The organism is Pseudomonas sp. URIL14HWK12:I6, assembly GCF_000514195.1.
GTDB classification, from domain to species: Bacteria; Pseudomonadota; Gammaproteobacteria; order Pseudomonadales; family Pseudomonadaceae; genus Aquipseudomonas; species Aquipseudomonas putida_A.
In genome coordinates this window covers 43,453-64,135 of record NZ_AZVL01000020.1, presented here as the reverse complement: position 1 = coordinate 64,135, position 20,683 = coordinate 43,453, and the positions used below count along the sequence as shown (strand labels likewise).

Below are 20,683 nucleotides of genomic sequence, written 5' to 3'. Positions count from 1 at the left end.
CAGCGGGCCGGCGCTTTTTATAGGGCGGCGATTAGGCCAAGAAGTTATGACGCTATAACCGCGCGCCGATGCTGACCCAATAGGGGTTGTGCCAAGTGACGCGGATCGGCAGCGAGCGCTCCAGCAGTTGCAGGGTGCGGTCACTGTCATCGAGCGGATAGAGGCCGCTCAGGCGCAGATCGGCCACTTCGGGACTCAGGTGCAGAATGCCCCGGCGGTAGCGGCGCAGGCTGTCGATCACTTCACTCAGCGGCCGGTCGCGCACTTCCAGACGACCTTGCACCCATGCGCTTTCCTGACCGTTGCTGCGTTCGAGGGCGAGAATGTCCTGGGCGTTGAACAGCAGACTTTCCCCCGCCTCCACCACTTGCCGCGCACCGCCGGCAGTGACCGCTTCGACCTGCGAATGCAGCATCACCAGCCGCGTAGAATCGTCGCCCTGTTGCACCAGAAATTTCGTCCCTAGCGCCCGCATCCGCCCATGTTCGGTCTCGACCACGAACGGCCGCGCGGGATCCTTGGCGACGTCCACCAGCAACTCACCCGAGCGCAACGCCAGCAAGCGTTGAGTCGCATCGAATCGCGCCACCACCCGCGTCCGCGCATTCAGGCTCAGCGCACTGCCATCCTCCAGGGTGAAATCGCGCCGCTCGCCGGTGCCGGTCGCCAACTCCCCCACTTCCGGCAGCCAGCCATAGCGGCGCCCGAGCAGACCGGCCAGCACCGCGATGCCGAGCACGCTCAAGCTGCCACTGACAAAGCGCCGCCGGCTCGACGGCGCATTCAGGCTGTGCAGCAGACTGTTGCGCGGCAGCCCGCGCAAGGTCGGATTACGCAGCAGGTTAAGGCCGCCGCCCATTTGCTCGATGATCCGCTGGTGCCTCGGGTCAGCCGCGCGCCACGCTTCGAACGCCGCACGCTCGCCAGCGCTGGCCTCGCCGGACTGCAACAGCGCCATCCACTGCGCCGCCTCGTCGATCACCGCTTCGTCCGGCCTCATGCCTGCATCGCCTGATAGCAACGCTTGAAGGCCTCGACCATGTACTGCTGCACCCGGCTGGTGGAAACCCCCAGCCGTTCGCCGATTTCGCTGTAGGTCAAACCGTCGAGCTGATGGTAGAGAAACGCGGCTTTGGCCTTGGCCGACAAGCCATTGAGCAAGCGATCGACCGCCAGTAACGCCTCGATCACCAACGCGCGTTCTTCCGGTGATGGATGCACCGGTTCCGGCGCCAGCGCCAGGCTCTCCAGATAGGCGCGCTCCAGATCCTGGCGGCGCCAGCCTTCATAGACCAGCCGCCGGGCGATGGTGGTCAGCAACGCCCGGGGTTCACGAATGGCGCTCGGGTCCGGCAGGGCCAGCACCCGTAAAAAGGTTTCCGAGGCGATGTCCTGTGCGCTGTGCGGGCAACCCAGCGTGCGGCCAACGGCAGCGCACAGCCAGCGATAGTCCTTTTGGAACATGTGCCCAATCATCCGGTAATGCGGGTTTTGAACATCACCCATGCCTTGCTCCCTGAAACGGGTCCCACCCGCTGCGAAAAACCATCGTTCTGCCGGGATCGTCCGGCTCTTGATCAGGCGCGACTGTGCAATAGCGTTGCGGACATTTGAAGTAATTAAAAATCAGGACAAGCAAACCTTTGAGAATAAGACGTTCCGTCGCCGCAGAAATATTGACTGACACAACGTTGACCCTGATCAGTTGCCAGCGCGCAGCCACTCTCTAATCTGCGCGCTTCATCGAACGCCAAGGACGGCTCACCGGGAGCCCGCGGCTATCCCTTCAAGGAAGAAAACCATGCGATCACTGAAGATTATTCTGCTGTCATCGGCCTTCAACGGCCTGACTCAACGCGCCTGGCTGGAACTGCGTCAGGCCGGGCACTCGCCCAGCGTCGTGGTGTTCACCGACGAGGCGTCGGTGTGCGAACAGATCGAACACAGCGGCGCCGATCTGGTGATCTGCCCGTTCCTCAAGGACCGCGTACCGCAGGCGCTGTGGAGCAATGCGCGGCGCCCGGTGGTGATCATCCACCCGGGCATCGTCGGCGATCGTGGCGCCAGCGCGCTGGACTGGGCGATCACCAATGAACTGACGCGCTGGGGCGTGACCGCGCTGCAAGCGGTAGAAGAAATGGACGCCGGCCCGGTCTGGGCCACCTGCGAATTCAATCTGCCGTCGGGCTTGCGCAAGTCCGAGCTGTACAACGGGCGGGTCAGCGATGCGGCGATTCGCTGCATTCGCGAAGTGGTCGAGAAGTTCATCGACGGCTTCGTTCCGGTCGCACTGGATTACACCGACCCAAAAGTCCGGGGGCGCTTGCAGCCAAACATGAAGCAGGACGACCGCACCTTCAGCTGGCACGACTGCTCGCGGTTCATCAAACGCTGCATTGACGCCGCTGACGGCCAGCCCGGGGTCTTGGCAAGCCTGGCCGGCGGGCAGTATTACGTGTACGACGCGCACCTCGATCAGCGCACTGGCATTCCCGGCAAAATCCTCGCGGTGCATGACGACGCGGTGCTGGTGGCGACCGGCGATCACAGCCTGTGGATCGGCTCGCTGCGGCGCAAACCACTGCCCGGCGAAGAGACCTTCAAGCAACCGGCGCGGCATGTGCTGGCCGGGCAACTGGACGGCGTGCCGACCCTCGACTGGTCGATCGCCAGCGAGCCGTTCAACGACGAGGCGTATCAGCCGATCCGCTACCGCGAATCCGGGCATGTCGGCGAGCTGACTTTCGAGTTCTACAACGGTGCGATGAGCACCGAACAGTGCCAGCGCATGGTTGAAGCGCTGCGCTGGGCCAAGTCTCGGGACACTCGCGTGCTGTTGATCAAGGGCGGGCGCGGCAGCTTCTCCAACGGCGTGCACCTGAACGTGATCCAGGCGGCGCAGGACCCGGGCGCTGAAGCCTGGGCGAATATTCAGGCAATCGACGATGTCTGCGCCGAACTGCTCAGCGCGCGGCAACTGGTGGTCAGCGGCGTGACCGGCAATGCCGGGGCCGGCGGCGTGATGCTGGCGCTCGCCGCCGACATCGTATTTGCCCGCGCGGACATCGTGCTCAATCCGCACTACAAGAGCATGGGCCTGTATGGCTCGGAATACTGGACCTACAGCCTGCCGCGCGCCGTCGGCCCGGCGATGGCCGAGCAACTGACCCAGGCCTGCCTGCCGGTCAGTGCCACGCAGGCGCTGCAACTGGGCATGGTCCAGGAAATCGGCCCGCGCTGCCCGGATGAGTTTTCCTTGTGGTTGCTGCAACGGGCCAACGCGGCGCTGACCGACCCGACCTACGCTGCCGTGCGCGAGCGCAAGTTGCGGGTTGATCAGGTGCTGATCCAGCAATGTCGGGAAAGCGAACTGCAAGAGATGCAGGAAGACATGCTCTACAACCGCAACCAGTTTGCCGAGAAGTGCAGCCACTTCGTCTACAAGCGCAAGGCCTGCGGCACACCGGCGCGATTGGTGGAAGACTGGGCGCGGGTGCGCAAAGTTGAGTTGGCGGGTTGAGCTTCACCGCCCACTACGGCCCCATCGCTGGCAAGCCAGACTCCCACAGGTTACTGCGGCGCTCACAGAACTTGTGAACGACATAAAACCTGTGGGAGCTGGCTTGCCAGCGATGGCGGTGGGTCAGGCATTGCTGGTTTGGCAGGCAGACCGCATTCGCGAGCAGGCTCGCTCCCACAGGATTTCGGGTCGTTCGCGAAATCGATGGGCCAGCGCAGGACCCTGTGGGAGTGAGCCCGCTCGCGATGAACGATGACGCGGTGGCGAGCCGGCACTTACAATGCCCGCACCTCAGACACCGGCCCGCCCATGGACATCGACCTCGCCCGCACCTTTCTGGAAATCGTACGTCACGGCAGCCTCGCGGCGGCGGCGCAGAAGCTGTTCGTCACGCAGACAGCGATCACCGCCCGGGTGCAGAAACTCGAAAGTCAGCTGGGCAGTACGCTGTTCGTGCGCAACCGCGCCGGGGCGAAACTGACCGCCAATGGCGAAGCGTTCGTGGTCTACGCCAATCAACTGGTGCAGACATGGGAAGCCGCACGGCGCGACCTGCCGCTGCTGGACGGCTATCACAACGTGCTGCACATAGGCGGCGAAGTCAGCCTGTGCAACCCGTTGATGCTCAGTTGGGCCGCCGAACTGCGCGATAAGATCCCCGGCCACGCCCTGCGCATGGAAATCCGCGACGGCGAAAACCTGCTGCGCCAACTCGAACTCGGCGTGCTCGATGCCGCGCTGGTCTATCAGCCGGAATACTGGCCCGGCCTGCAAGTCGAGCAGGTGCTGGAAGAGAAACTGATTCTGGTGCGTGCGCCGAACCGCCCGGATCCCTATGTCTACATCGACTGGGGGCCGGACTTCCGTCGCCAGCACGACGCCGCCCTGCCAGACAAGGCCAAAGCCGCGCTGAGTTTCAACCTCGGCCCGCTGGCCCTGCAATACATCCTCGAACATGGCGGCAGTGGCTACTTCCGTACCCGTGTGGTGCGCAGCTATCTGGAAACCGGCGCCCTGGAAGCGGTCACCAAAGCCCCGGAATTCGGCTATCCAACCTATCTGGTGTATGCACGCGAGCGCGACTCGGCGACGCTGCAACAGGCGTTCGATCTGCTGCGCCAGGTAATCGCCACCGATGACGACTGGTCGCAACGCTGGAACCCGCTGAGCTGAGTCGGCCGCTTTACACCGGAGCATGGCGCAACTGACCTCAAGGTGCGGCCTGCACAAACGGCCGGATCGGCTAATCTGCCGGGTATAACAACAATACCCACAGGTGAACGCAGTGAGGCAGACCACCGAGGCATTTCGCAGCCGCTATCGTGCGGCCATTCATCCGTTGTACAACCCGTGGCTGCACGGCGCCTTCGTGCTTCTGTTCGGCGTGCTGGCGATCGGCGCTTTCTGGAGCAGCGCGCATCAGGTGCAGCCGCTGGAATGGCTGAGCGTGCCGCTGACCCTGCTGCTGTTCAACTTTGGCGTGTACATGGTCCATCGCCATCTCGGCCATCACAAAAAGACTTTCGCCAAGCTGTTCTATGCCCGACATGCCGGCGACCATCACAGCTTTTTCACCCCCGGCCACATGACGTACGACGGCGCCCGCGACTGGCGGGTGATTCTGTTTCCAGCCTGGCTGATCGTCGTGCATACACTGGTTTTCACCCTGCCGCTGTGGTGGCTGCTCGCGCAGTTCAACACCAATGTCGCCGGGCTGTTCGGCGGCTGCATGGTGCTGGGTTATCTGACCTACGAAGTGTTTCACGCCTGCGAGCATCTACCGCCGAATAATCCGCTGACCCACCTGCCGTGGATCCGCCAGATGCGTCATCTGCACGAACTGCATCACCGTCGCGAGCGCATGCAGGAGCGTAATTTCAATATCGTTTTTCCGCTGATGGATTACCTGTTCGGCACCCTGTACTGGGAACCGCCACCCGCCCCGTTGCGCTATTCGAGATCGCCCATGACCCGCATGCAGCACCAGATCGATATCGCCGGCGAACCGATCGCCGTGCTCCGCTACGCCGCCAGCGTCAACCACTGGCCCGAGTGGCACCCGTCGTCGCTGAAAATCGACGGCCCGCAAGGCCCGCTGCATGCCGGCGCGCGTTTCGAAGAAGACATTCATGCCGGCGGGCGCGCCGGCCATTTGCGCTGGGAGGTCACCGAGTATCTGCCCGGTCGCCGCTGGTGCGCCAAGGCGCGGGGCGATCATGGCTTGTCGCTGTTGCTGACCTACGAGTGCGCGGCGCAAGGCGACGGCACGCGGTTCGTGCGCACTCTGGATTACCGGTTCGATGGCCTTGGCATGCGCCTGGCCAATCTGCTGCTGCTCAAGCGCCGTATCGAGCGGGAATCGGCGACCTCGATGCAGGCCCTGCGCGACATGGCGCTCAGGCACCTGACGCTGACGGGGCACCTTTCATGAAGCGTCTGCTGTTATTGCTGGTGATCCTCGTCATCGCGTTTCTGCTGCTGATGCCGACCAAGGTGCAGCCGGTGGCGTGGAAACCGCCAGCGGCGCCGTCACTGAACGAAGGGGTCTACGCGGAAAACCAGCGGCTCAAGGCCGTCGAACAGGTTGGCCCGAGCGACATCGACGGCCCCGAAGCACTGCTGCTGGAGGGCGATTACCTGATCACTGGCCTGCATGACGGGCGACTGATCCGCACGAGCCTCGATGGCAAGGAGCGCAAGGTGCTGAGCGACACTGGCGGCCGGCCGCTGGGCTTGGCGCGGCATCCCAATGGTTTGCTGGTGATTGCCGACGGGGTCAAGGGTCTGCTGTCGCTCGACGCCCAGGGTCAGTTGATTCCTCTGACCACCGAGGCCAATGGCCTGCCTTTCGGTTTTACCGACGACGTGGCGATCGACAAGTCCGGGCACTACGCCTATTTCAGCGATGCCAGCAGCCGCTGGGGCTACGGCCATGACGGTGAGGCGATCATTGAACATGGCGGTGACGGGCGCCTGCTGCGCTATGACTTTCAGACCGGCAAGACCAGCGTGCTGCTGGACAAACTGCAGTTTGCCAACGGCGTGACCCTCGGCCCGGATGACGCTTATGTGCTGGTCAACGAAACCGGCGCCTACCGCATCAGTCGTTACTGGCTGACGGGACCCAAGGCCGGCACCCATGACCTGTTCATCGACAACCTGCCCGGCCTGCCGGACAACCTCGCGTTCAATGGCAGCAACCGCTTCTGGGTCGCGCTGTACGCACCGCGCAGTGCCTTGCTCGACGGCACCGCCGGGCATCCGCGGGTGCGCAAGATGATCGTGCGCGCGCTGACGGTGCTGCCAAAACCGGTGGAGAAACGCGGGTTCGTCCTGGGGCTGGACCTTGAGGGCAAGGTGATCGCCAATCTGCAGGACGCCAGCAGCGGCAATTACTCTCCGATCACCACAGCGCGCGAGTATGGGGACTGGTTGTATCTGGGGTCGCTGAAGGCTACGCACATGGCGCGATTGCCGTTGGCTGATGCATTGAAATGATGCATGGCAAATGTGGGAGCTGTAATTCCAATGTGGGAGCGAGCCTGCTCGCGAAAGCAGTGTGTCAGGCAACGATAATGTTGAATGGGCTGGCCTCTTCGCGAGCAGGCTCGCTCCCACAGGGGAACCGCATTCCAATGTGGGAGCGGGCTTGCTCGCGAAGTCGGACTGTCAGTTACCGGATCTGTCGAACTTGTCCGGATCTTCGTCTTCAGGAAGATCTTCGTCCGGCTCTTCGGGAAAAGTGGTGGTGTGTGCCGGGCTGTTGGGCTCAGGGTGAGTAGGAACCGGGTCGAAACCGCCCTGCTCTTCACTGGGGAATCTGGGTGTGTTCATGTGGCACCTCGCAAAGAGTCGCTGAGTGAAGACTCTGTACATTCGAGGTGCCGGTCAGGGGCTGCGTTCAGTCATTTCACCATTTTGAAGCGGTGAAGCGACTGACGGTCAGGATCGAGCCTGCAACTGCGCGACGATCTTGTCTTTGACCTGCAAGCGTTTCTCTTTGAGTTTCTTCAGGGTGTCATCGCTGGGTGCATCCGAGGTCGCCGTCTCGGCCTTGACTACTTCGGCGTCCGCCTGGGAATACTTGTTGATCAGTGCATCCAGAAATGGATCCTCGGTGCGTTTTTGCTGGACCTCTTCCTTCGTTAGCTTCAAGTCCTGATACAGGTCATGAGTCACCGGCATGGAACACCTCCGTCAGTTGATCGGCAACCAACGCGACCGATTGCGCTGGCAGTTATCAGAATGGCCTTGGTCGGGCCGTTCTGTCGACCACCTGTCAGACCAGCGGTTGCCGTTCGTCGCCCTGTCGGAAACGCGATCAAACCTTTTTCCGCTGTGCTCCCTCCATTGCATAACGTCAACAAAAACCTGTGTGGAGATACATCAATGGACGGATTCAACCTGCGTCATCTCGTTCTGGCTGTCGCGCTGAGCAGCGGCATGGGCAGTGCCTTCGCCGCCACTTCCAACGACTTCGTCGACAACGCCGCTGCCGGTGGCATCGCGGAGATCGAGACCAGTCGCCTCGCCCTGGAAAAAAGTCAGTCGGCCGACATCAAGGCGTTCGCCAACATGATGATCACCGACCACAGCAAGGCCAACGACGAACTGGCCAGCATTGCCAAGGCCAATGACATCGAAGTCCCTGACACCACCACCCTGGTCAAACAGGCCAAGGAAAAGATCCTCGACATGCGCGATGAATCCTTCGACGCGGCCTACGCCAACAACCAGGTCAAGGCCCACGAAGAAACCATCGAATTGTTCAAGAAAGAAGCCAACACCGTCACCGACGATAAGACCAAAGGCGCTACCGAGCTGAAAGCCTTTGCGCAGAAAATGCTCCCGGCATTGGAAAAACACCTGACCGCGGCCAAAGAGCTGCAAGCCAAGCACCCGAGCAAGTAACCCGGGCGCTGTACAGCAAAAGGCCGCATTGATAAATGCGGCCTTTTGTCGTTTCAGCGAGATCAACCGCCGTCAGTATCGATGTCGGCATCGGTTTCTTCACCGGGCTTCGGACGATCGGGCTCAGGTTCGAAACCAGGGCTGAATTCGTTGTCGTTGTCGGTGTGTTTGTTCTTCTGATCCACCGCAGGGTCAGCACTCTGGACTTGTTCGCCCTCGCCCTTCGGCGGGATTGGCGAGCTCTGCCCCGGCACTTGCGGATCGATCGCCGGGTCGTTGCGATTGATCGGTTCGGCGTCCGGTTTCTGCTGCTGTTGCGATTGCTCGTTCATAGCCACCTCGTTTTTCAATGCTGGCGCGACTCAAACCCGCCTGCCTTGTATATTCGAAGCCGCTACGGTGCCAACGTTCAAAACATCGCTGGTTTGAAGGGCGCCGACTAGAGTTACCGAGGCATTGCTTGCGCCGGATCAAAAATATCCCTGAGCAACCGAACAACTATTTTGAACGGCAAAGGTCACTGACTTCGCACCGGTCACTTTTTACAGAACCGGCCCCAATACGCTACGGAGCAACAGGCACATGGCAGCACTGCAGAACAGCACATTCGATGCGATGAAAAACAAACAACCCCAACTGCTGAGCGAATGGATCAACGGCCTGGAAGCCAGCGGCGCCACCCGCAATCTCAAAGACCATGACCTGCAACAACAGACCAGCGAATTCCTGCAACTGGTGATCAACGGCCTGCAGGATGACAACGGCACCAACATCAATGCGCCGGGTTGGGAAGCCACCCGCCAGTTCCTCGAAAAGCTCTCCCACAGCCGTGCCCAGCTCGGTCAGGATTCGCAACAGACTGCCAGTTTCATCTTCGCCCTGAAGGGCCCGCTGTTTACCCTGCTGCAAGCGCACTATAAAGAACAGCCAGCGCTGCTCGCCGAACAACTCTGGGAAATCTCCGAACTGTTCGACGCCTTCGGCATGCACACCATCCGCACCTTCCAGAAGTCCCGTGAAGCGGTGATCAAACGCCAACAGGAAGAACTGCTGGAGCTCTCCACGCCGGTGGTCAAACTGTGGGACGGCGTCCTGGCGCTGCCGATGATCGGCACCCTCGACTCGCAACGCACTCAAGTGGTGATGGAGTCCTTGCTGCAACGCATCGTCGACACCGGTTCGGAAATCGCCATCATCGACATCACCGGCGTCCCCACCGTCGACACCCTGGTCGCGCAGCACCTGCTGAAAACCGTGACCGCGATTCGCCTGATGGGCGCCGACTGCATCATCAGCGGCGTGCGTCCGCAAATCGCCCAGACCATCGTCCACCTGGGCCTCGACCTGCAAGGTGTGGTGACCAAGGCCAATCTGGCCGACGCACTGAAGCTCGCCCTCTCACGCCTGGGCATCAGCCTCGGCAAAGCGGTCTGAGCCGATGGAACGTATCCCGATTCTCCAAATGGGCAAGTTTCTGCTGGTGACCATTCAGGTCGACATGCATGACCAGCTTGCCCTCACATTGCAGGACGACTTGTCCGAGCGCATCAGCAAGACCTCGGCGCGTGGCGTGCTGATCGACATCTCGGCGCTGGACATGGTCGACTCGTTCATTGGGCGGATGATCAGCACCATCTCCGGGCTGTCGAAAATCATGGACGCCGAAACCATGCTGGTCGGCATGCAACCCGCCGTGGCGATCACCCTGGTCGAACTCGGTTTGACCCTGCCGGGTGTCAGCACCGCACTGAACGTCGAGCGCGGGATGAAACTGCTGCAGGAACGAGTAAACCGGCAATGACCGTACGCAGCAGCGGTACTCAACCCATCCATATCGAGCAGGATGTCGTGCTCGCACGCCAGACCGCCCGCAAACTGGCCACCGAATGCGGCATGCGCCTGATCGATCTGACCAAAATGGTCACGGCGGTCAGCGAACTGGCCCGCAACACCATGGTGTACGGTGGCGGCGGCGACATGGACTGGCAGATTCTCGATGAAGATCATAAGGTCGGGCTGCGCTTGACGTTCCGCGACGAAGGCCCCGGTATTGCCGATATCAAACTGGCGATGACCGACGGCTGGACCTCCGGCAGCGGCATGGGCCTGGGCCTGACCGGGGCAAAACGCCTGGTCGAGGAGTTCGAACTGGACACCGCGCCGGGCAAGGGCACGCGAATAACGATCACCCGATGGACATGAATATCGCAGGGTCACTGACCCAGGTGCTGCTGATCGAAGACAGCAGCCAGATCGGCCATGCCCGGCGCACCGCGCAACGGCTCGCCGAGCAACACGGTTTTGATGCAACCGATGCCGGGCGGGTGGCGCTGGTCGCCACCGAACTGGCCAGTAACGTGCTCAAACATGCCAGCCGCGGCGAACTTCATCTGCGGCTGTTGCCGCGCCCCGGCGGATTCGGCATCGAGATGCTCGCGGTCGATCGCGCACAGGGCTTTGATCTGGACGCGTGCCTGACCGACGGTTTTTCCACCGGCGGCACCCAAGGCATCGGACTGGGCGCCGTGGCGCGTCAGACCGAAGTCTTCGACGTGCACGCCGACGCCCGTGGCGCGGTGCTGCTGGCGCGTCTTTATCCGCGCAACGACCGCCAACCGGACTTGCGCTACGGCGTCAGCCAGCACTCGTTGCACAACGACCCGGCGTGCGGCGATACCTGGCACCTGGCGTACAACGGCGCGAATGTCAGTGCGCTGGTGATCGACGGCCTCGGCCACGGTGAGGATGCCGAACGCGCGGCCAAGGCCGGCGAGCGGGTGTTCGCCGAGACTCCGTTCGCCAGTCCGGTGCTGCTGATGGAGGATATGCACCGCGACATGATCGGCAGCCGTGGCGGCGCCGCAGCGTTCGCCCAGTACAATGCCGCCCGCGACGGCCTGACCTTTACTGGCGTGGGCAACATCGGCGCCAGCCTGATCACCGCCGACAAGTCGCGGGGCCTGGCCTCGCATCCGGGCATCGTCGGCGGCCAATACCGGAAAGCCCAGCCCTTTGACTATGCTCACGTGAACGGACATCTATTGATCATGTACAGCGACGGCTTGCAGTCCCGTTGGAATCTTCAAGACTACCCCGGTCTGGTGCACCGCCATCCGGCGGTGATAGCCAGCGTCCTGCACCGCGACTTCTGTCGCGGGCGCGACGATGTAACCGTGCTGGTCGTTGCCCTGGAGGCCGCCCATGGCTGAGTCGCCAACCCTGAATGCCGCCGAACAGGCTGCGCTGATCGCCCGATTGCAGAGCGAGACCGCCGCCCTGCGCGCAGAACTCGACGAGACCAACCAGGGCGTGCTGGCGCTCTACGCCGAACTCGACACCCAGGCGGAAGAACTGAGGCAGGCTTCGGACCTGAAAAGCCGCTTTCTGTCGTACATGAGCCATGAGTTCCGCACCCCGCTCGGCTCGATCCTCAGCATCAACAGCCTGCTCGCCGACGAACTCGACGGCCCGCTCAGCCCCGAGCAGCACAAGCAGGTGGCGTTCGTCAGCAGCGCCGCCCGCGAACTCAGCGACATGGTCGATGACTTGCTCGATCTGGCGAAGATCGAAGCCGGGCGGATCACTATTTCCCCGGCATGGTTCGACATGTTCGACCTGTTCTCCGCCCTGCGCGGGATGTTCCGGCCGATCGTCGATGCGTCGGCGGTGGACCTGATCTTCGAAGAGCCAGTCGGCCTGCCACGCCTGTACACCGACGACAAAAAACTCGGGCAGATTCTGCGCAACTTCATTTCCAACTCGCTGAAATTCACCACCCGCGGTGAAGTGCGGGTTTCGGCGCGCCTGGAAGGCTCGGACAAAGTACGTTTTGCCGTCAGCGACACCGGGATCGGTATCGCGCCGGAGCTGCACGGTGCATTGTTCGAGGACTTCTCGCAGGTCGACTCGCCGCTGCAGAAACGTCTGCGCGGCACCGGCCTCGGCTTGTCCCTGTGCAAGCGCTTCGCTGCCCTGCTCGGCGGCGAGGTCGGGATGGACAGCACACCGGGGGTCGGCTCGACCTTTTTCGTGATCATTCCGCTGGCGCTCGCCTTGGAGAACGTCGATGAAACGTGACATCCGTCTATTGATCGTCGACGACAACGCCGCCACCCGCTACGCCTTGCGCCGGCGCCTGGAGCGCCATGGCTACGAGGTGCTGGAGGCCGGCACCGGCAGCGAGGGCCTGGCGCTGATCGCGAGCGAGCCACTCGATGCGCTGATCCTCGACGTCAACTTGCCGGACATGAGCGGCTTCGACATCGTGCGCATCTTGCGTGCTGATGCACGCACCGCGTTGCTGCCAGTGATCCACGTGTCTGCCGCGTCGATCCAGACCGGGGACATCATCACCGGCCTCGATGCCGGGGCGGATGCCTACCTGATTCACCCGGTAGACCCGGACGTGCTATTGGCGACCCTGCGCACTCTGCTGCGGGTACGCGATACCGAAAACGCGCTGCGCGAGAGTGAGGCCCGCTTCCGCGAGATTTTCGTCAACGTCTCGGCGCCGATTGCCGTGCTCGATGCCAACCTGAAAGTGCATGAATGCAACCACGCCTTCACGCAGATGATTCAAGACAACCGCAACCCGGAAACGCTCAGCGAGTGCTTTGATCAAGACCAGGGCGCGATCCTCAACGAGTTGCGCCTGCGGCTGGTCGATGGCGAGCGCTGGAAAGGCACGTTGAACATGCGCGTACAGGGCGAGGTTCGCGAAACCGAGTGGCAGATTTCGCCATATCGCACGCCGCAGCTGAGCCTGGTATTCGTCGAAGACGTCACCGAGCATCGCCACCGCGAGCGCTCGCACCTGGCACAGCTGGACGACACCACCACCCAACTGGCCAAGGAAGTTGCCGAGCGGGTGCGCGCCGAATCGCAGTTGCTGCAAGTGCAGAAGATGGACGCACTGGGCAAGCTCACCGGAGGCATTGCCCACGATTTCAACAATCTGCTGACCGGGATCATCACCAGCCTCGAACTGATCCAGAAACGCATCGCTGATGCCAGGCCCGACAAAGTGCAGCTCTATGCTGAAGCAGCGCTGAATTCAGCGATGAGTGCGGCTTCGCTCACTCATCGTCTGCTGGCCTTCGCCCGCCAACAGCCACTGGATACCCGGCCGGTGGACATCAACGAGCAGGTGCGCTCGCTGGAAGAATTGCTGGTGCGCACCATCGGCGAACGCATCACCCTCAAACTTGAACTGACCAACAAACCGGCGATTGCCCTGGTCGATCCCGTGCAGCTGGAAAGCGCGGTGCTGAATCTGGTCATCAACGCCCGGGATGCGCTGCCCCGAGGCGGCAATATCTGGGTCAACACCTATGCGGCGTATTCCCACGGCGACCCGAACATGGCCGATGGTGCGTATGTCGCGCTGTCGGTGCGCGATGACGGCACCGGTATCGAGCACAGTGTGATCGACAAGGTGTTCGACCCGTTCTTCACCACCAAACCGCTGGGCCAGGGTACTGGTCTGGGGTTGTCGACGATTTACGGTTTCGCCCGCCAGTCCGGTGGCGATGCGCACATCCGCAGCGTGGCACGGCGTGGCACCGAAGTGACCATCATGCTGCCGGCGACGAACGACCCGACCGGCGCCGACATTCCGGCGCCGAAGGTTGATCCGCAAGGCGCCGGTGAGCATGTCCTGATTGTCGAGGACATGCCGGCAGTGCGCATGTTCGTCACCGAAGTGCTGGAAGACGCGGGTTACCGCTGCACGCAGGCGGCGGATATCGAAACCGCGCTGGAGCGCTTGCAGAATGACCCGACGATCGACTTGCTGCTGAGCGACGTCGGCCTGCCGCGCATGAGCGGCCGGGAACTGGCGGACGTGGCGCGGGGCTGGCGTGAAAGCCTGCCGATTCTGTTCATGACCGGTTATGCCGAGACCGCGATCAATCGCCAGGTGTTCCTCGGCAGCGGCATGGAAATGCTGGTCAAACCGTTCCAGATCAGCGAACTGCTGGACAAGGTCCGCCGCACGCTTGATGGTGCCTGACATACCGCCATCGCCAGCAGGCTGGCTCCCACAGAACTGATGCCATCCGCAGGTGTTGTGAACACCGCAAAAACCTGTGGGAGCCGGGCTTGCCCGCGAAGGCGTCGGTATAGCCAGCATCTCTATTGCCTGACACACCGCTTTCGCGAGCAAGCCCGCTCCCACATTGGGGCTGTGGTGATCACCAGCCTTGTGCACACCGCAAAACCTGTGGGAGTTAGCTTGCTGGCGATGGGGCCAGTGGGATCGCCGTGGTTATCGGCTCAAGGCCCGGGCCAGAAACGGTGCGGTTCGGCTCTTCTTACTCGCGGCAACTTTCTGCGGCGTGCCGGCGGCGACGATTTTGCCGCCTTGATCCCCGGCCCCCGGGCCGATGTCGATCACCCAGTCACTCTGCGCCACCACGCGCATTTCATGCTCGACGACGATCACTGTGTGCCCTGCCGTGACCAGCGTATCCAGTTGCTCCAGCAACCGATCGACGTCCCGCGGATGCAGCCCGGTGGTCGGTTCATCCAGTACATACAGGGTCGCGCCGCGCTGATTGCGCTGCAACTCGGTGGCCAGTTTGATCCGCTGCGCTTCACCCCCCGACAACTCGGTGGCCGGTTGGCCCAGACGCAGATATCCGAGGCCAATATCCCTCAGCACCTCCAGTGAACGACGAATCCCCGGCTGCTCGTTGAACACTTCTACCGCCTCTTCCACGGTCAGTTGCAGCACCTGCGCAATGCTCAAGCCTTGCCACTGAATCGCCAGGGTCTGCGGGTTGTAGCGCGCGCCATGACAGGTCGGGCACGGCGCATACACGCTCGGCATGAACAGCAACTCGACGCTGACAAAACCTTCACCCTCGCAGGTCGAGCAGCGGCCCTTGGCGACGTTGAAGGAAAACTGCCCGGCGTCATACCCCGCCGCCCGTGCCTCGGGCGTGGCGGCGAACAGTTTGCGCACGTTGTCGAACAGCCCGGTGTAGGTCGCCAGATTCGAACGTGGCGTGCGGCCGATGGGTTTCTGATCGACCTGCACCAGGCGCTTGATCGACTCCAACCCCGCAGTCACCTGACCAGTGCTGGCCTGCGGCGCATCGTCTTCGAGGCTGAGCTCTTCCGGCTCGTCCTCAACCAGCGGCCGCCCGAGTTGCGCGCCGACCAGTTCGAGCAACGCCTGACTGACCAGACTCGACTTGCCCGAACCGGAAACCCCGGTGACCGAGGTGAAGCAGCCCAAGGGAAATTCAGCGCTGAGGTTGTGCAGGTTATTGCGGCTGATGCCATCGAGTTTCAGCCAACCGCTCGGCTTGCGCGCGGTGCGGGTCTGCCGCTGGCTCTCGGCAAACAGGTAGGCGCGGGTCTGCGACTCGTCGATCTCGGCCAGCCCGGCCGGAGGGCCGCTGTACAACACCCGCCCACCCTTCTCTCCCGCCGCCGGGCCGACATCGATCAGCCAGTCGGCGCGGCGCATGGTTTCCAGATCGTGCTCGACCACAAACAGCGTATTGCCATCGGTCTTCAAGCGCTGCAAGGCTTCGAACAGCGCCTCGCTATCGGCCGGATGCAGACCGGCGGACGGCTCGTCGAGCACATAGATCACGCCGAACAGTTGCGAGCCCAATTGCGTCGCCAGGCGCAGGCGCTGCAACTCGCCGGACGACAGTGTCGGCGTACTGCGCTCCAGCGCCAGATAACCGAGGCCGAGATCGGTCAGGGTGCTGACCCGCTCCAGCAAGTCCTCGGCAATCCGCTGCGCTGCCAGGCGTTTTTCCAGCGACAGGTTCGGCGTGTGGCGCACGTCCGGCGCACTGGCGTGGCCGCTGGCACCGTGGGCCACGCGCTGCTGGCGCGCCTCGCGGGTTTGCGCATGGCTGAGGGTTTCGCCGCTTTCTTCGGCCTGCTGCAGATAGGTCGCCGCAGCCACGGGTTTCAATACTTCGGCCACTTGCAGCAGTGGCATCTGCGACAGCTCACCGATGTCGTAACCGGCAAAGGTCACCGACAACGCTTCACGCTTGAGGCGCTTGCCGTCGCATAACGGGCACGGGCTGCCAAGCATGAACTGCGAAACGCGCTTCTTCATCAGCGCACTTTGCGAGTGGGTAAAGGTGTGCAGGATGTAACGGCGGGCGCCGGTGAAGGTGCCCTGATAACTCGGTTCCATCTTGCGCTTGAGGGCGACCCGGGTTTCCTCCGGGGTCAGCCCGGCGTACACCGGCACGGTCGGGGTTTCTTCGGTGAACAGAATCCAGTCACGCTGCTTTTTCGGCAGTTTCTTCCAGGGAATATCGACGTCGATGCCCATGGTCACGAGGATGTCGCGCAGGTTCTGCCCCTGCCACGCCAGCGGCCAGGACGCCACGGCGCGTTGGCGGATGGTCAGGTTCGGATCGGGCACCATCAGCGCCTCGGTCACCTCGTAGACCCGGCCCAGACCGTGGCACTCCGGGCACGCGCCTTGCGGGGTGTTCGGCGAGAAATCCTCGGCGTAGAGCATCGGTTGCCCCGGCGGGTAACTGCCGGCGCGGGAATAGAGCATGCGGATCAGGCTCGACAAGGTGGTCACGCTGCCCACCGACGAACGCGTGCTCGGCGTACCCCGCTGCTGTTGCAGGGCCACGGCGGGCGGCAGGCCTTCGATGGAATCGACATCCGGCACCCCGACCTGATCGATCAGCCGCCGCGCATACGGCGCCACTGACTCGAAATAACGCCGTTGGGCTTCAGCGTACAACGTTGAAAACGCCAGCGACGACTTGCCCGAACCCGAAACCCCGGTGAACACCACCAGCGCGTCGCGAGGGATATCGACGTCGACATTCTTCAGATTGTGTTCGCGGGCGCCACGCACCCGGACCATGCCGGCGGGTGCTTTGGAATTACGCTTGGAAGTCATTGGCTGTCCCTGCAGAAAAAATTTAGGGGCGAAGCTGAACCCTGTGGTGAGGGGATTTATCCCCGATCGGCGGCGCAGCCGGCGCAGTTACTGCAAATTCCATATAGCTGGGAAAATGCTGGGGAGTGCTGGGGAGTGCTGCGCACTCCATCGGGGATGAATCCCCTCGCCACAGGGAATCAGGCACTCAGCACCGAGCGAATCATCTGCAACAACGCCTCCGGGCCATACGGTTTGCCGAGCAAGTGCGTGTCCGGGCTCAACTGGTGGTTGCGCGAAATGATGTCGCGGGTGTGGCCGGAGGTGAACAGCACCGCCACCGGTGGCGTCTGCACCTTGGCCCACGCCGCCAGATCGGAGCTTTTGATCAGCCCTGGCATCACCACGTCGGTGAAAATCAGATCCACTTGCGCGCCGTCCAGCAGCAACTGCATTGCCACGTCGCCATTGCTCGCAGTCAGTACGCGGTAGCCTTCCTCGCGCAGCAACTCCACTGCCGAAGCTCGCACTGCGTCGTTATCCTCGACCACCAGAATGGTCTCGTGACCGCCACCCTGTTGTGGGTCGACGTTCGGCGTCTCATCGAGAACTGGACGCAGGCTGCGCGGAAAATACAGTTGCACCCGCGTGCCTTCGCCCACGGTGCTGTCGATCTCGACGTGACCACCACTTTGTTTGACGAAGCCGAACACCATGCTCAAACCGAGCCCGGTGCCCTGGCCATCGGCCTTGGTGGTGAAGAATGGCTCGAACACCTGCTCGAGCATTTGCGGCGCAATGCCGACGCCGGTATCGCTGACCACCACCCGCACGAAATCGCCGGCGACGATGCCTTTGCCCGCGCAAAAAGTGCTGTCCAGCCGAGTATTAATGGCACTGAGGACAATCGTACCCTCGCCTTTCATCGCATCGCGGGCGTTGATCGCCAGATTGAGAATGGCGTTTTCCAGTTGATTGCGGTCGACGTTGATGTGCCACGGGTCCTGCGGCAATTGCACGTCGATCTGAATGGTTTCGCCCAATGCGCGCTGCAGCAATTCACCGACGCCGTCGAAGATCTGCCGCGGATCGCACACCGCCGGCGACAACGGTTGGCGCCGGGCAAAGGCGAGCAGTTGCGACGACAGCTTGGCGCCGCGCTCGACCGCTGCCAGCGAGGCGCTGACCCGGCGTTGCACGTTGGCATTGTCCGGCTCATGCCGCGCCAGCAGGTGCAGGTTGCCGGCGATCACTTGCAGCAGGTTGTTGAAGTCGTGGGCCACGCCGCCGGTCAGTCCGCCGATGGCTTCAAGCTTCTGCGACTGGCGCAGTTGCTCTTCCGCCGCCAGTCGAGCATCCACTTCGTTGGCCACCCGCTGCTCCAGGTTGCGCGTGAATTTGAGCAGGGATTCTTCGGCAATCTTGCGTTCATGGATGTCGATCAACACCCCGGGAAAACGAAACGGCGCGCCGTGTTCGTCGAACTCGCAAGCGCCACTGGCGAGCACCCACAGGTAGCTGCCGTCCGCGCGCCGCACGCGGTATTCGGCGTTGTACGGCTCACCGGTCTGCAGCGAATGACTGACCCGATCATGCACCCACGCCAGGTCGTCCGGATGGATCCGCGACTCATTGATGGATTGCGGCAGGTTGCTCAGGTCCTGATCCGGCGGATAGCAAAAGGTCCGGGCGAAACGCTCGTCGGCCGACAGCACATTGTTCTTCACGTCCCAGACGAACGAGCCAAGCAAGGCCCCGGCATTCAGCGCCAGACGCACCCGTTCGTTGTCGGCCCGATAAGCGTCTTCTGCCGCCTGACGCAGGCGCTCGGAGCGCACCAACTCGGTGGTCTCGACCACCATCGCCATCACTCCTGAAGGCACGCCGTCATCGTTGGCCACCGGGCTGTAATACAGATCCATCCAGACATCTTCGGGCACGCCATCGCGCAGCAGCACCAGTTCCTTGTTGCGGTAGGACAAGGTACCGCCCGCCAGACAGGTGTCGACCACATGCCGGTTGAACTCGGCGACTTCCGGCCAGCCCAGCTCCACCGGCACCCCCAACAGATAGGGGTGGCGGCCCCCGGCAAACTGCGAGTAGGCGTCGTTGTAGATCATGTAGCCGGCGTGGCCCCAGAGCATGACCATCGGCAAGGGCGAGGCCAGCATCAATTGCACGGTGCTGCACAAGCTGGCAGGCCAAGTGTCGAGCGGGCCGAGTTCGGTGAGGCGCCAGTCGAACGCGCAAATGCGTTCGGCCATCTCGCCTTCCCAGCCGTCACAACCGTGGCTATCGGATAAAAACTGCATCGATTGACTCGGTGTCCTGTGGTGTTTGCCCGATACATCGCGACGGCAGAACGCCGCGACGCCCGTCTGTTTCGAGCCTCATCGGCCGTAATGGTTTCATTAGAGGTATAGCCGATTTCAGACCAGGCCCGGATCAGACCCCGATCAGGTGCTTGAGCGGATGGTAGCCAGTTTTCATCTTCGCCGCGACGTCGAGAATCGCCTTCTCGATGCCGTTCAAATGCGTGCAGGTCAGTTCGATGGCGGCGCTCTGGTCGCCCGCCTCGATGTATTCGATCAGGCGCAGATGTTCGTTGTCACGGCAGGCTTCATGGCTGTCGTCATCCAGTGCAGCGACATACAGCGAGGCGCGGGAAATCAGCTTCTGGAACCAGTCGAGCAGCACCGGGTTGTTGAGGCTGCGCGCCAGTTTGAGGTGGAACTCGCCGAGCAGGTAAATCAGTTGCTCGTGATCGCCTGCCGCGTGGGCTGCGTCCTCCAGTAGCAGGTGCTCGCGCAAGACCTGCATGGCGGCGGTGTCCTTGCGCCGACAGAGTTCGGTGACCATGCCGATTTCGATCAGCCGCCGGGTTTCGAACAGCGAGCGGATCTCTTCGTTGCTCGGCAGCGACACCGATGCACCTTTATTCGGCTCGGTGGTGACCAGCCCCTCGGCTTCCAGTTGCTTGAGCGCGGCGCGTACCGACGTGCGGCTGACATTGAACAGTTCGGCCAGGGACGCTTCGCCCAGCTTCATCCCCGGACGCAGCGAACGCTTGCTGATCGCCTGGTAAACCCCTTGGTAGACGCGGTCGACCGTGGTTTCCAGTTTCTTCTCGGTCATTCGAACACTCCTTTAGCCTCGGGCAAACACGGTGTTGCAGCGTTATTCGCCGTTTGCGCAGATAAGTGTGGCGCAGGATATCGCCTTCGGCCTCCTGATGCAGGGTCTGGATACGATTAGGGCGGGATGACTTCGATTTGCCGACCCGCTCATTGCAAGCGTGGACGGAAGCACAGGGCGGTGGCGAGCGGTTTTGGCCGACGCCAAATAAATCGGCTGCGAAACGCCTTCCCCTTGTG

General features: G+C 62.4%; 19 protein-coding genes and 1 pseudogene. 12 read left to right on the top strand and 8 right to left on the bottom strand.

Annotated elements, in window-relative coordinates; genetic code table 11:
• Positions 1-52: 52 nt before the first annotated feature.
• Positions 53-1,000 carry a FecR domain-containing protein gene (locus H043_RS0122125; protein WP_027613692.1) on the bottom strand — a complete coding sequence of 316 codons (948 nt, stop codon included), beginning with the start codon at positions 998-1,000 and terminating at the stop codon, positions 53-55.
• Positions 997-1,506: a sigma-70 family RNA polymerase sigma factor gene (locus H043_RS0122120; protein WP_027613691.1), complete on the bottom strand. Its 510-nt coding sequence runs from the start codon at positions 1,504-1,506 to the stop codon at positions 997-999. Before H043_RS0122120 ends, H043_RS0122125 begins: the two co-directional genes overlap by 4 nt.
• A 295-nt stretch (positions 1,507-1,801) precedes the next feature.
• On the opposite strand from H043_RS0122120, the gene H043_RS0122115 reads away from it, so the two are divergent.
• From H043_RS0122115 to H043_RS0122100, 4 genes are all read left to right on the top strand, one after another.
• Positions 1,802-3,520, top strand: a complete 1,719-nt coding sequence (locus H043_RS0122115; protein WP_027613690.1) for a hydrogenase maturation protein — start codon at positions 1,802-1,804, stop codon at positions 3,518-3,520.
• A 309-nt stretch (positions 3,521-3,829) separates the two neighbouring features.
• The gene (locus H043_RS0122110) at positions 3,830-4,693 is read left to right on the top strand and encodes a LysR family transcriptional regulator (protein WP_027613689.1); all 864 of its coding nucleotides are present in this window, start codon (positions 3,830-3,832) and stop codon (positions 4,691-4,693) included.
• 112 nt (positions 4,694-4,805) lie between these two features.
• On the top strand, positions 4,806-5,951 hold the full coding sequence (locus tag H043_RS0122105; protein WP_027613688.1) for an SRPBCC family protein: 1,146 nt from the start codon (positions 4,806-4,808) through the stop codon (positions 5,949-5,951).
• Positions 5,948-7,018 carry an SMP-30/gluconolactonase/LRE family protein gene (locus H043_RS0122100; RefSeq protein ID WP_027613687.1) on the top strand — a complete coding sequence of 357 codons (1,071 nt, stop codon included), beginning with the start codon at positions 5,948-5,950 and terminating at the stop codon, positions 7,016-7,018. The genes H043_RS0122105 and H043_RS0122100 overlap by 4 nt, the downstream gene beginning before the upstream one ends.
• Before the next feature lie 171 nt (positions 7,019-7,189).
• Here the strand turns inward: H043_RS0122100 and H043_RS30490 are convergent, their stop codons facing one another.
• The gene (locus tag H043_RS30490; protein ID WP_166495921.1) at positions 7,190-7,354 is read right to left on the bottom strand and encodes a hypothetical protein; all 165 of its coding nucleotides are present in this window, start codon (positions 7,352-7,354) and stop codon (positions 7,190-7,192) included.
• Between the two features lie 108 nt (positions 7,355-7,462).
• On the bottom strand, positions 7,463-7,705 hold the full coding sequence (locus H043_RS0122095; protein WP_027613686.1) for a DUF465 domain-containing protein: 243 nt from the start codon (positions 7,703-7,705) through the stop codon (positions 7,463-7,465).
• Between the two features lie 204 nt (positions 7,706-7,909).
• On the opposite strand from H043_RS0122095, the gene H043_RS0122090 reads away from it, so the two are divergent.
• Positions 7,910-8,431, top strand: coding sequence for a DUF4142 domain-containing protein (locus H043_RS0122090; RefSeq protein WP_027613685.1), 522 nt, complete (start codon positions 7,910-7,912; stop codon positions 8,429-8,431).
• 62 nt (positions 8,432-8,493) lie between these two features.
• On the opposite strand, the gene H043_RS0122085 is transcribed toward H043_RS0122090, so the two are convergent.
• Entirely contained in the window at positions 8,494-8,763 is a 270-nt protein-coding gene (locus H043_RS0122085) for a hypothetical protein (protein WP_027613684.1), read from the bottom strand.
• 250 nt (positions 8,764-9,013) lie between these two features.
• Here H043_RS0122085 and H043_RS0122080 point away from each other — a divergent pair, with 250 nt between their 5' ends.
• The 6 genes from H043_RS0122080 to H043_RS0122055 are packed head-to-tail and all read left to right on the top strand — an operon-like array spanning position 9,014 to position 14,441.
• The gene (locus H043_RS0122080) at positions 9,014-9,865 is read left to right on the top strand and encodes an STAS domain-containing protein (RefSeq protein ID WP_027613683.1); all 852 of its coding nucleotides are present in this window, start codon (positions 9,014-9,016) and stop codon (positions 9,863-9,865) included.
• Between the two features lie 4 nt (positions 9,866-9,869).
• The gene (locus H043_RS0122075) at positions 9,870-10,232 is read left to right on the top strand and encodes an STAS domain-containing protein (protein WP_027613682.1); all 363 of its coding nucleotides are present in this window, start codon (positions 9,870-9,872) and stop codon (positions 10,230-10,232) included.
• On the top strand, positions 10,229-10,633 hold the full coding sequence (locus H043_RS0122070) for an anti-sigma regulatory factor (RefSeq protein WP_027613681.1): 405 nt from the start codon (positions 10,229-10,231) through the stop codon (positions 10,631-10,633). Before H043_RS0122075 ends, H043_RS0122070 begins: the two co-directional genes overlap by 4 nt.
• Positions 10,630-11,640 (top strand): ATP-binding protein, encoded by a 1,011-nt coding sequence (locus H043_RS0122065; RefSeq protein WP_027613680.1) that lies wholly within the window; start codon positions 10,630-10,632, stop codon positions 11,638-11,640. Before H043_RS0122070 ends, H043_RS0122065 begins: the two co-directional genes overlap by 4 nt.
• Positions 11,633-12,508 (top strand): sensor histidine kinase KdpD, encoded by an 876-nt coding sequence (locus tag H043_RS0122060; protein ID WP_027613679.1) that lies wholly within the window; start codon positions 11,633-11,635, stop codon positions 12,506-12,508. Before H043_RS0122065 ends, H043_RS0122060 begins: the two co-directional genes overlap by 8 nt.
• Positions 12,498-14,441, top strand: a complete 1,944-nt coding sequence (locus H043_RS0122055; RefSeq protein ID WP_027613678.1) for a response regulator — start codon at positions 12,498-12,500, stop codon at positions 14,439-14,441. Before H043_RS0122060 ends, H043_RS0122055 begins: the two co-directional genes overlap by 11 nt.
• Before the next feature lie 255 nt (positions 14,442-14,696).
• Here H043_RS0122055 and uvrA read toward each other — a convergent pair whose 3' ends face one another.
• From uvrA to H043_RS0122040, 3 genes are all read right to left on the bottom strand, one after another.
• Positions 14,697-17,330, bottom strand: coding sequence for an excinuclease ABC subunit UvrA (gene uvrA, locus H043_RS0122050; protein WP_027613677.1), 2,634 nt, complete (start codon positions 17,328-17,330; stop codon positions 14,697-14,699).
• A gap of 179 nt (positions 17,331-17,509) precedes the next feature.
• Positions 17,510-19,621, bottom strand: coding sequence for a PAS domain-containing sensor histidine kinase (locus tag H043_RS0122045; protein WP_027613676.1), 2,112 nt, complete (start codon positions 19,619-19,621; stop codon positions 17,510-17,512).
• Between the two features lie 133 nt (positions 19,622-19,754).
• Positions 19,755-20,444, bottom strand: a complete 690-nt coding sequence (locus tag H043_RS0122040; RefSeq protein ID WP_027613675.1) for a GntR family transcriptional regulator — start codon at positions 20,442-20,444, stop codon at positions 19,755-19,757.
• Between the two features lie 122 nt (positions 20,445-20,566).
• On the opposite strand from H043_RS0122040, the pseudogene H043_RS30800 reads away from it, so the two are divergent.
• Positions 20,567-20,644: pseudogene (locus H043_RS30800) on the top strand (flavin reductase family protein); the annotation flags it as partial.
• Positions 20,645-20,683 lie beyond the last annotated feature (39 nt).

Excerpts from the sequence above, each read along its gene's own strand:
- H043_RS0122085 (WP_027613684.1), bottom strand. The coding sequence starts at position 8,763 with ATGAACGAGCAATCGCAACAGCAGCAGAAACCGGACGCCGAACCGATC.
- H043_RS0122080 (WP_027613683.1), top strand. The coding sequence starts at position 9,014 with ATGGCAGCACTGCAGAACAGCACATTCGATGCGATGAAAAACAAACAA.
- H043_RS0122055 (WP_027613678.1), top strand. The coding sequence starts at position 12,498 with ATGAAACGTGACATCCGTCTATTGATCGTCGACGACAACGCCGCCACC.
- uvrA (WP_027613677.1), bottom strand. The coding sequence starts at position 17,330 with ATGACTTCCAAGCGTAATTCCAAAGCACCCGCCGGCATGGTCCGGGTG.
- H043_RS0122060 (WP_027613679.1), top strand. The coding sequence starts at position 11,633 with ATGGCTGAGTCGCCAACCCTGAATGCCGCCGAACAGGCTGCGCTGATC.
- H043_RS0122070 (WP_027613681.1), top strand. The coding sequence starts at position 10,229 with ATGACCGTACGCAGCAGCGGTACTCAACCCATCCATATCGAGCAGGAT.
- H043_RS30490 (WP_166495921.1), bottom strand. The coding sequence starts at position 7,354 with ATGAACACACCCAGATTCCCCAGTGAAGAGCAGGGCGGTTTCGACCCG.
- H043_RS0122115 (WP_027613690.1), top strand. The coding sequence starts at position 1,802 with ATGCGATCACTGAAGATTATTCTGCTGTCATCGGCCTTCAACGGCCTG.
- H043_RS0122120 (WP_027613691.1), bottom strand. The coding sequence starts at position 1,506 with ATGGGTGATGTTCAAAACCCGCATTACCGGATGATTGGGCACATGTTC.
- H043_RS0122040 (WP_027613675.1), bottom strand. The coding sequence starts at position 20,444 with ATGACCGAGAAGAAACTGGAAACCACGGTCGACCGCGTCTACCAAGGG.
- H043_RS0122075 (WP_027613682.1), top strand. The coding sequence starts at position 9,870 with ATGGAACGTATCCCGATTCTCCAAATGGGCAAGTTTCTGCTGGTGACC.
- H043_RS0122100 (WP_027613687.1), top strand. The coding sequence starts at position 5,948 with ATGAAGCGTCTGCTGTTATTGCTGGTGATCCTCGTCATCGCGTTTCTG.
- H043_RS0122110 (WP_027613689.1), top strand. The coding sequence starts at position 3,830 with ATGGACATCGACCTCGCCCGCACCTTTCTGGAAATCGTACGTCACGGC.
- H043_RS0122095 (WP_027613686.1), bottom strand. The coding sequence starts at position 7,705 with ATGCCGGTGACTCATGACCTGTATCAGGACTTGAAGCTAACGAAGGAA.
- H043_RS0122065 (WP_027613680.1), top strand. The coding sequence starts at position 10,630 with ATGAATATCGCAGGGTCACTGACCCAGGTGCTGCTGATCGAAGACAGC.
- H043_RS0122045 (WP_027613676.1), bottom strand. The coding sequence starts at position 19,621 with ATGCAGTTTTTATCCGATAGCCACGGTTGTGACGGCTGGGAAGGCGAG.
- H043_RS0122090 (WP_027613685.1), top strand. The coding sequence starts at position 7,910 with ATGGACGGATTCAACCTGCGTCATCTCGTTCTGGCTGTCGCGCTGAGC.
- H043_RS0122125 (WP_027613692.1), bottom strand. The coding sequence starts at position 1,000 with ATGAGGCCGGACGAAGCGGTGATCGACGAGGCGGCGCAGTGGATGGCG.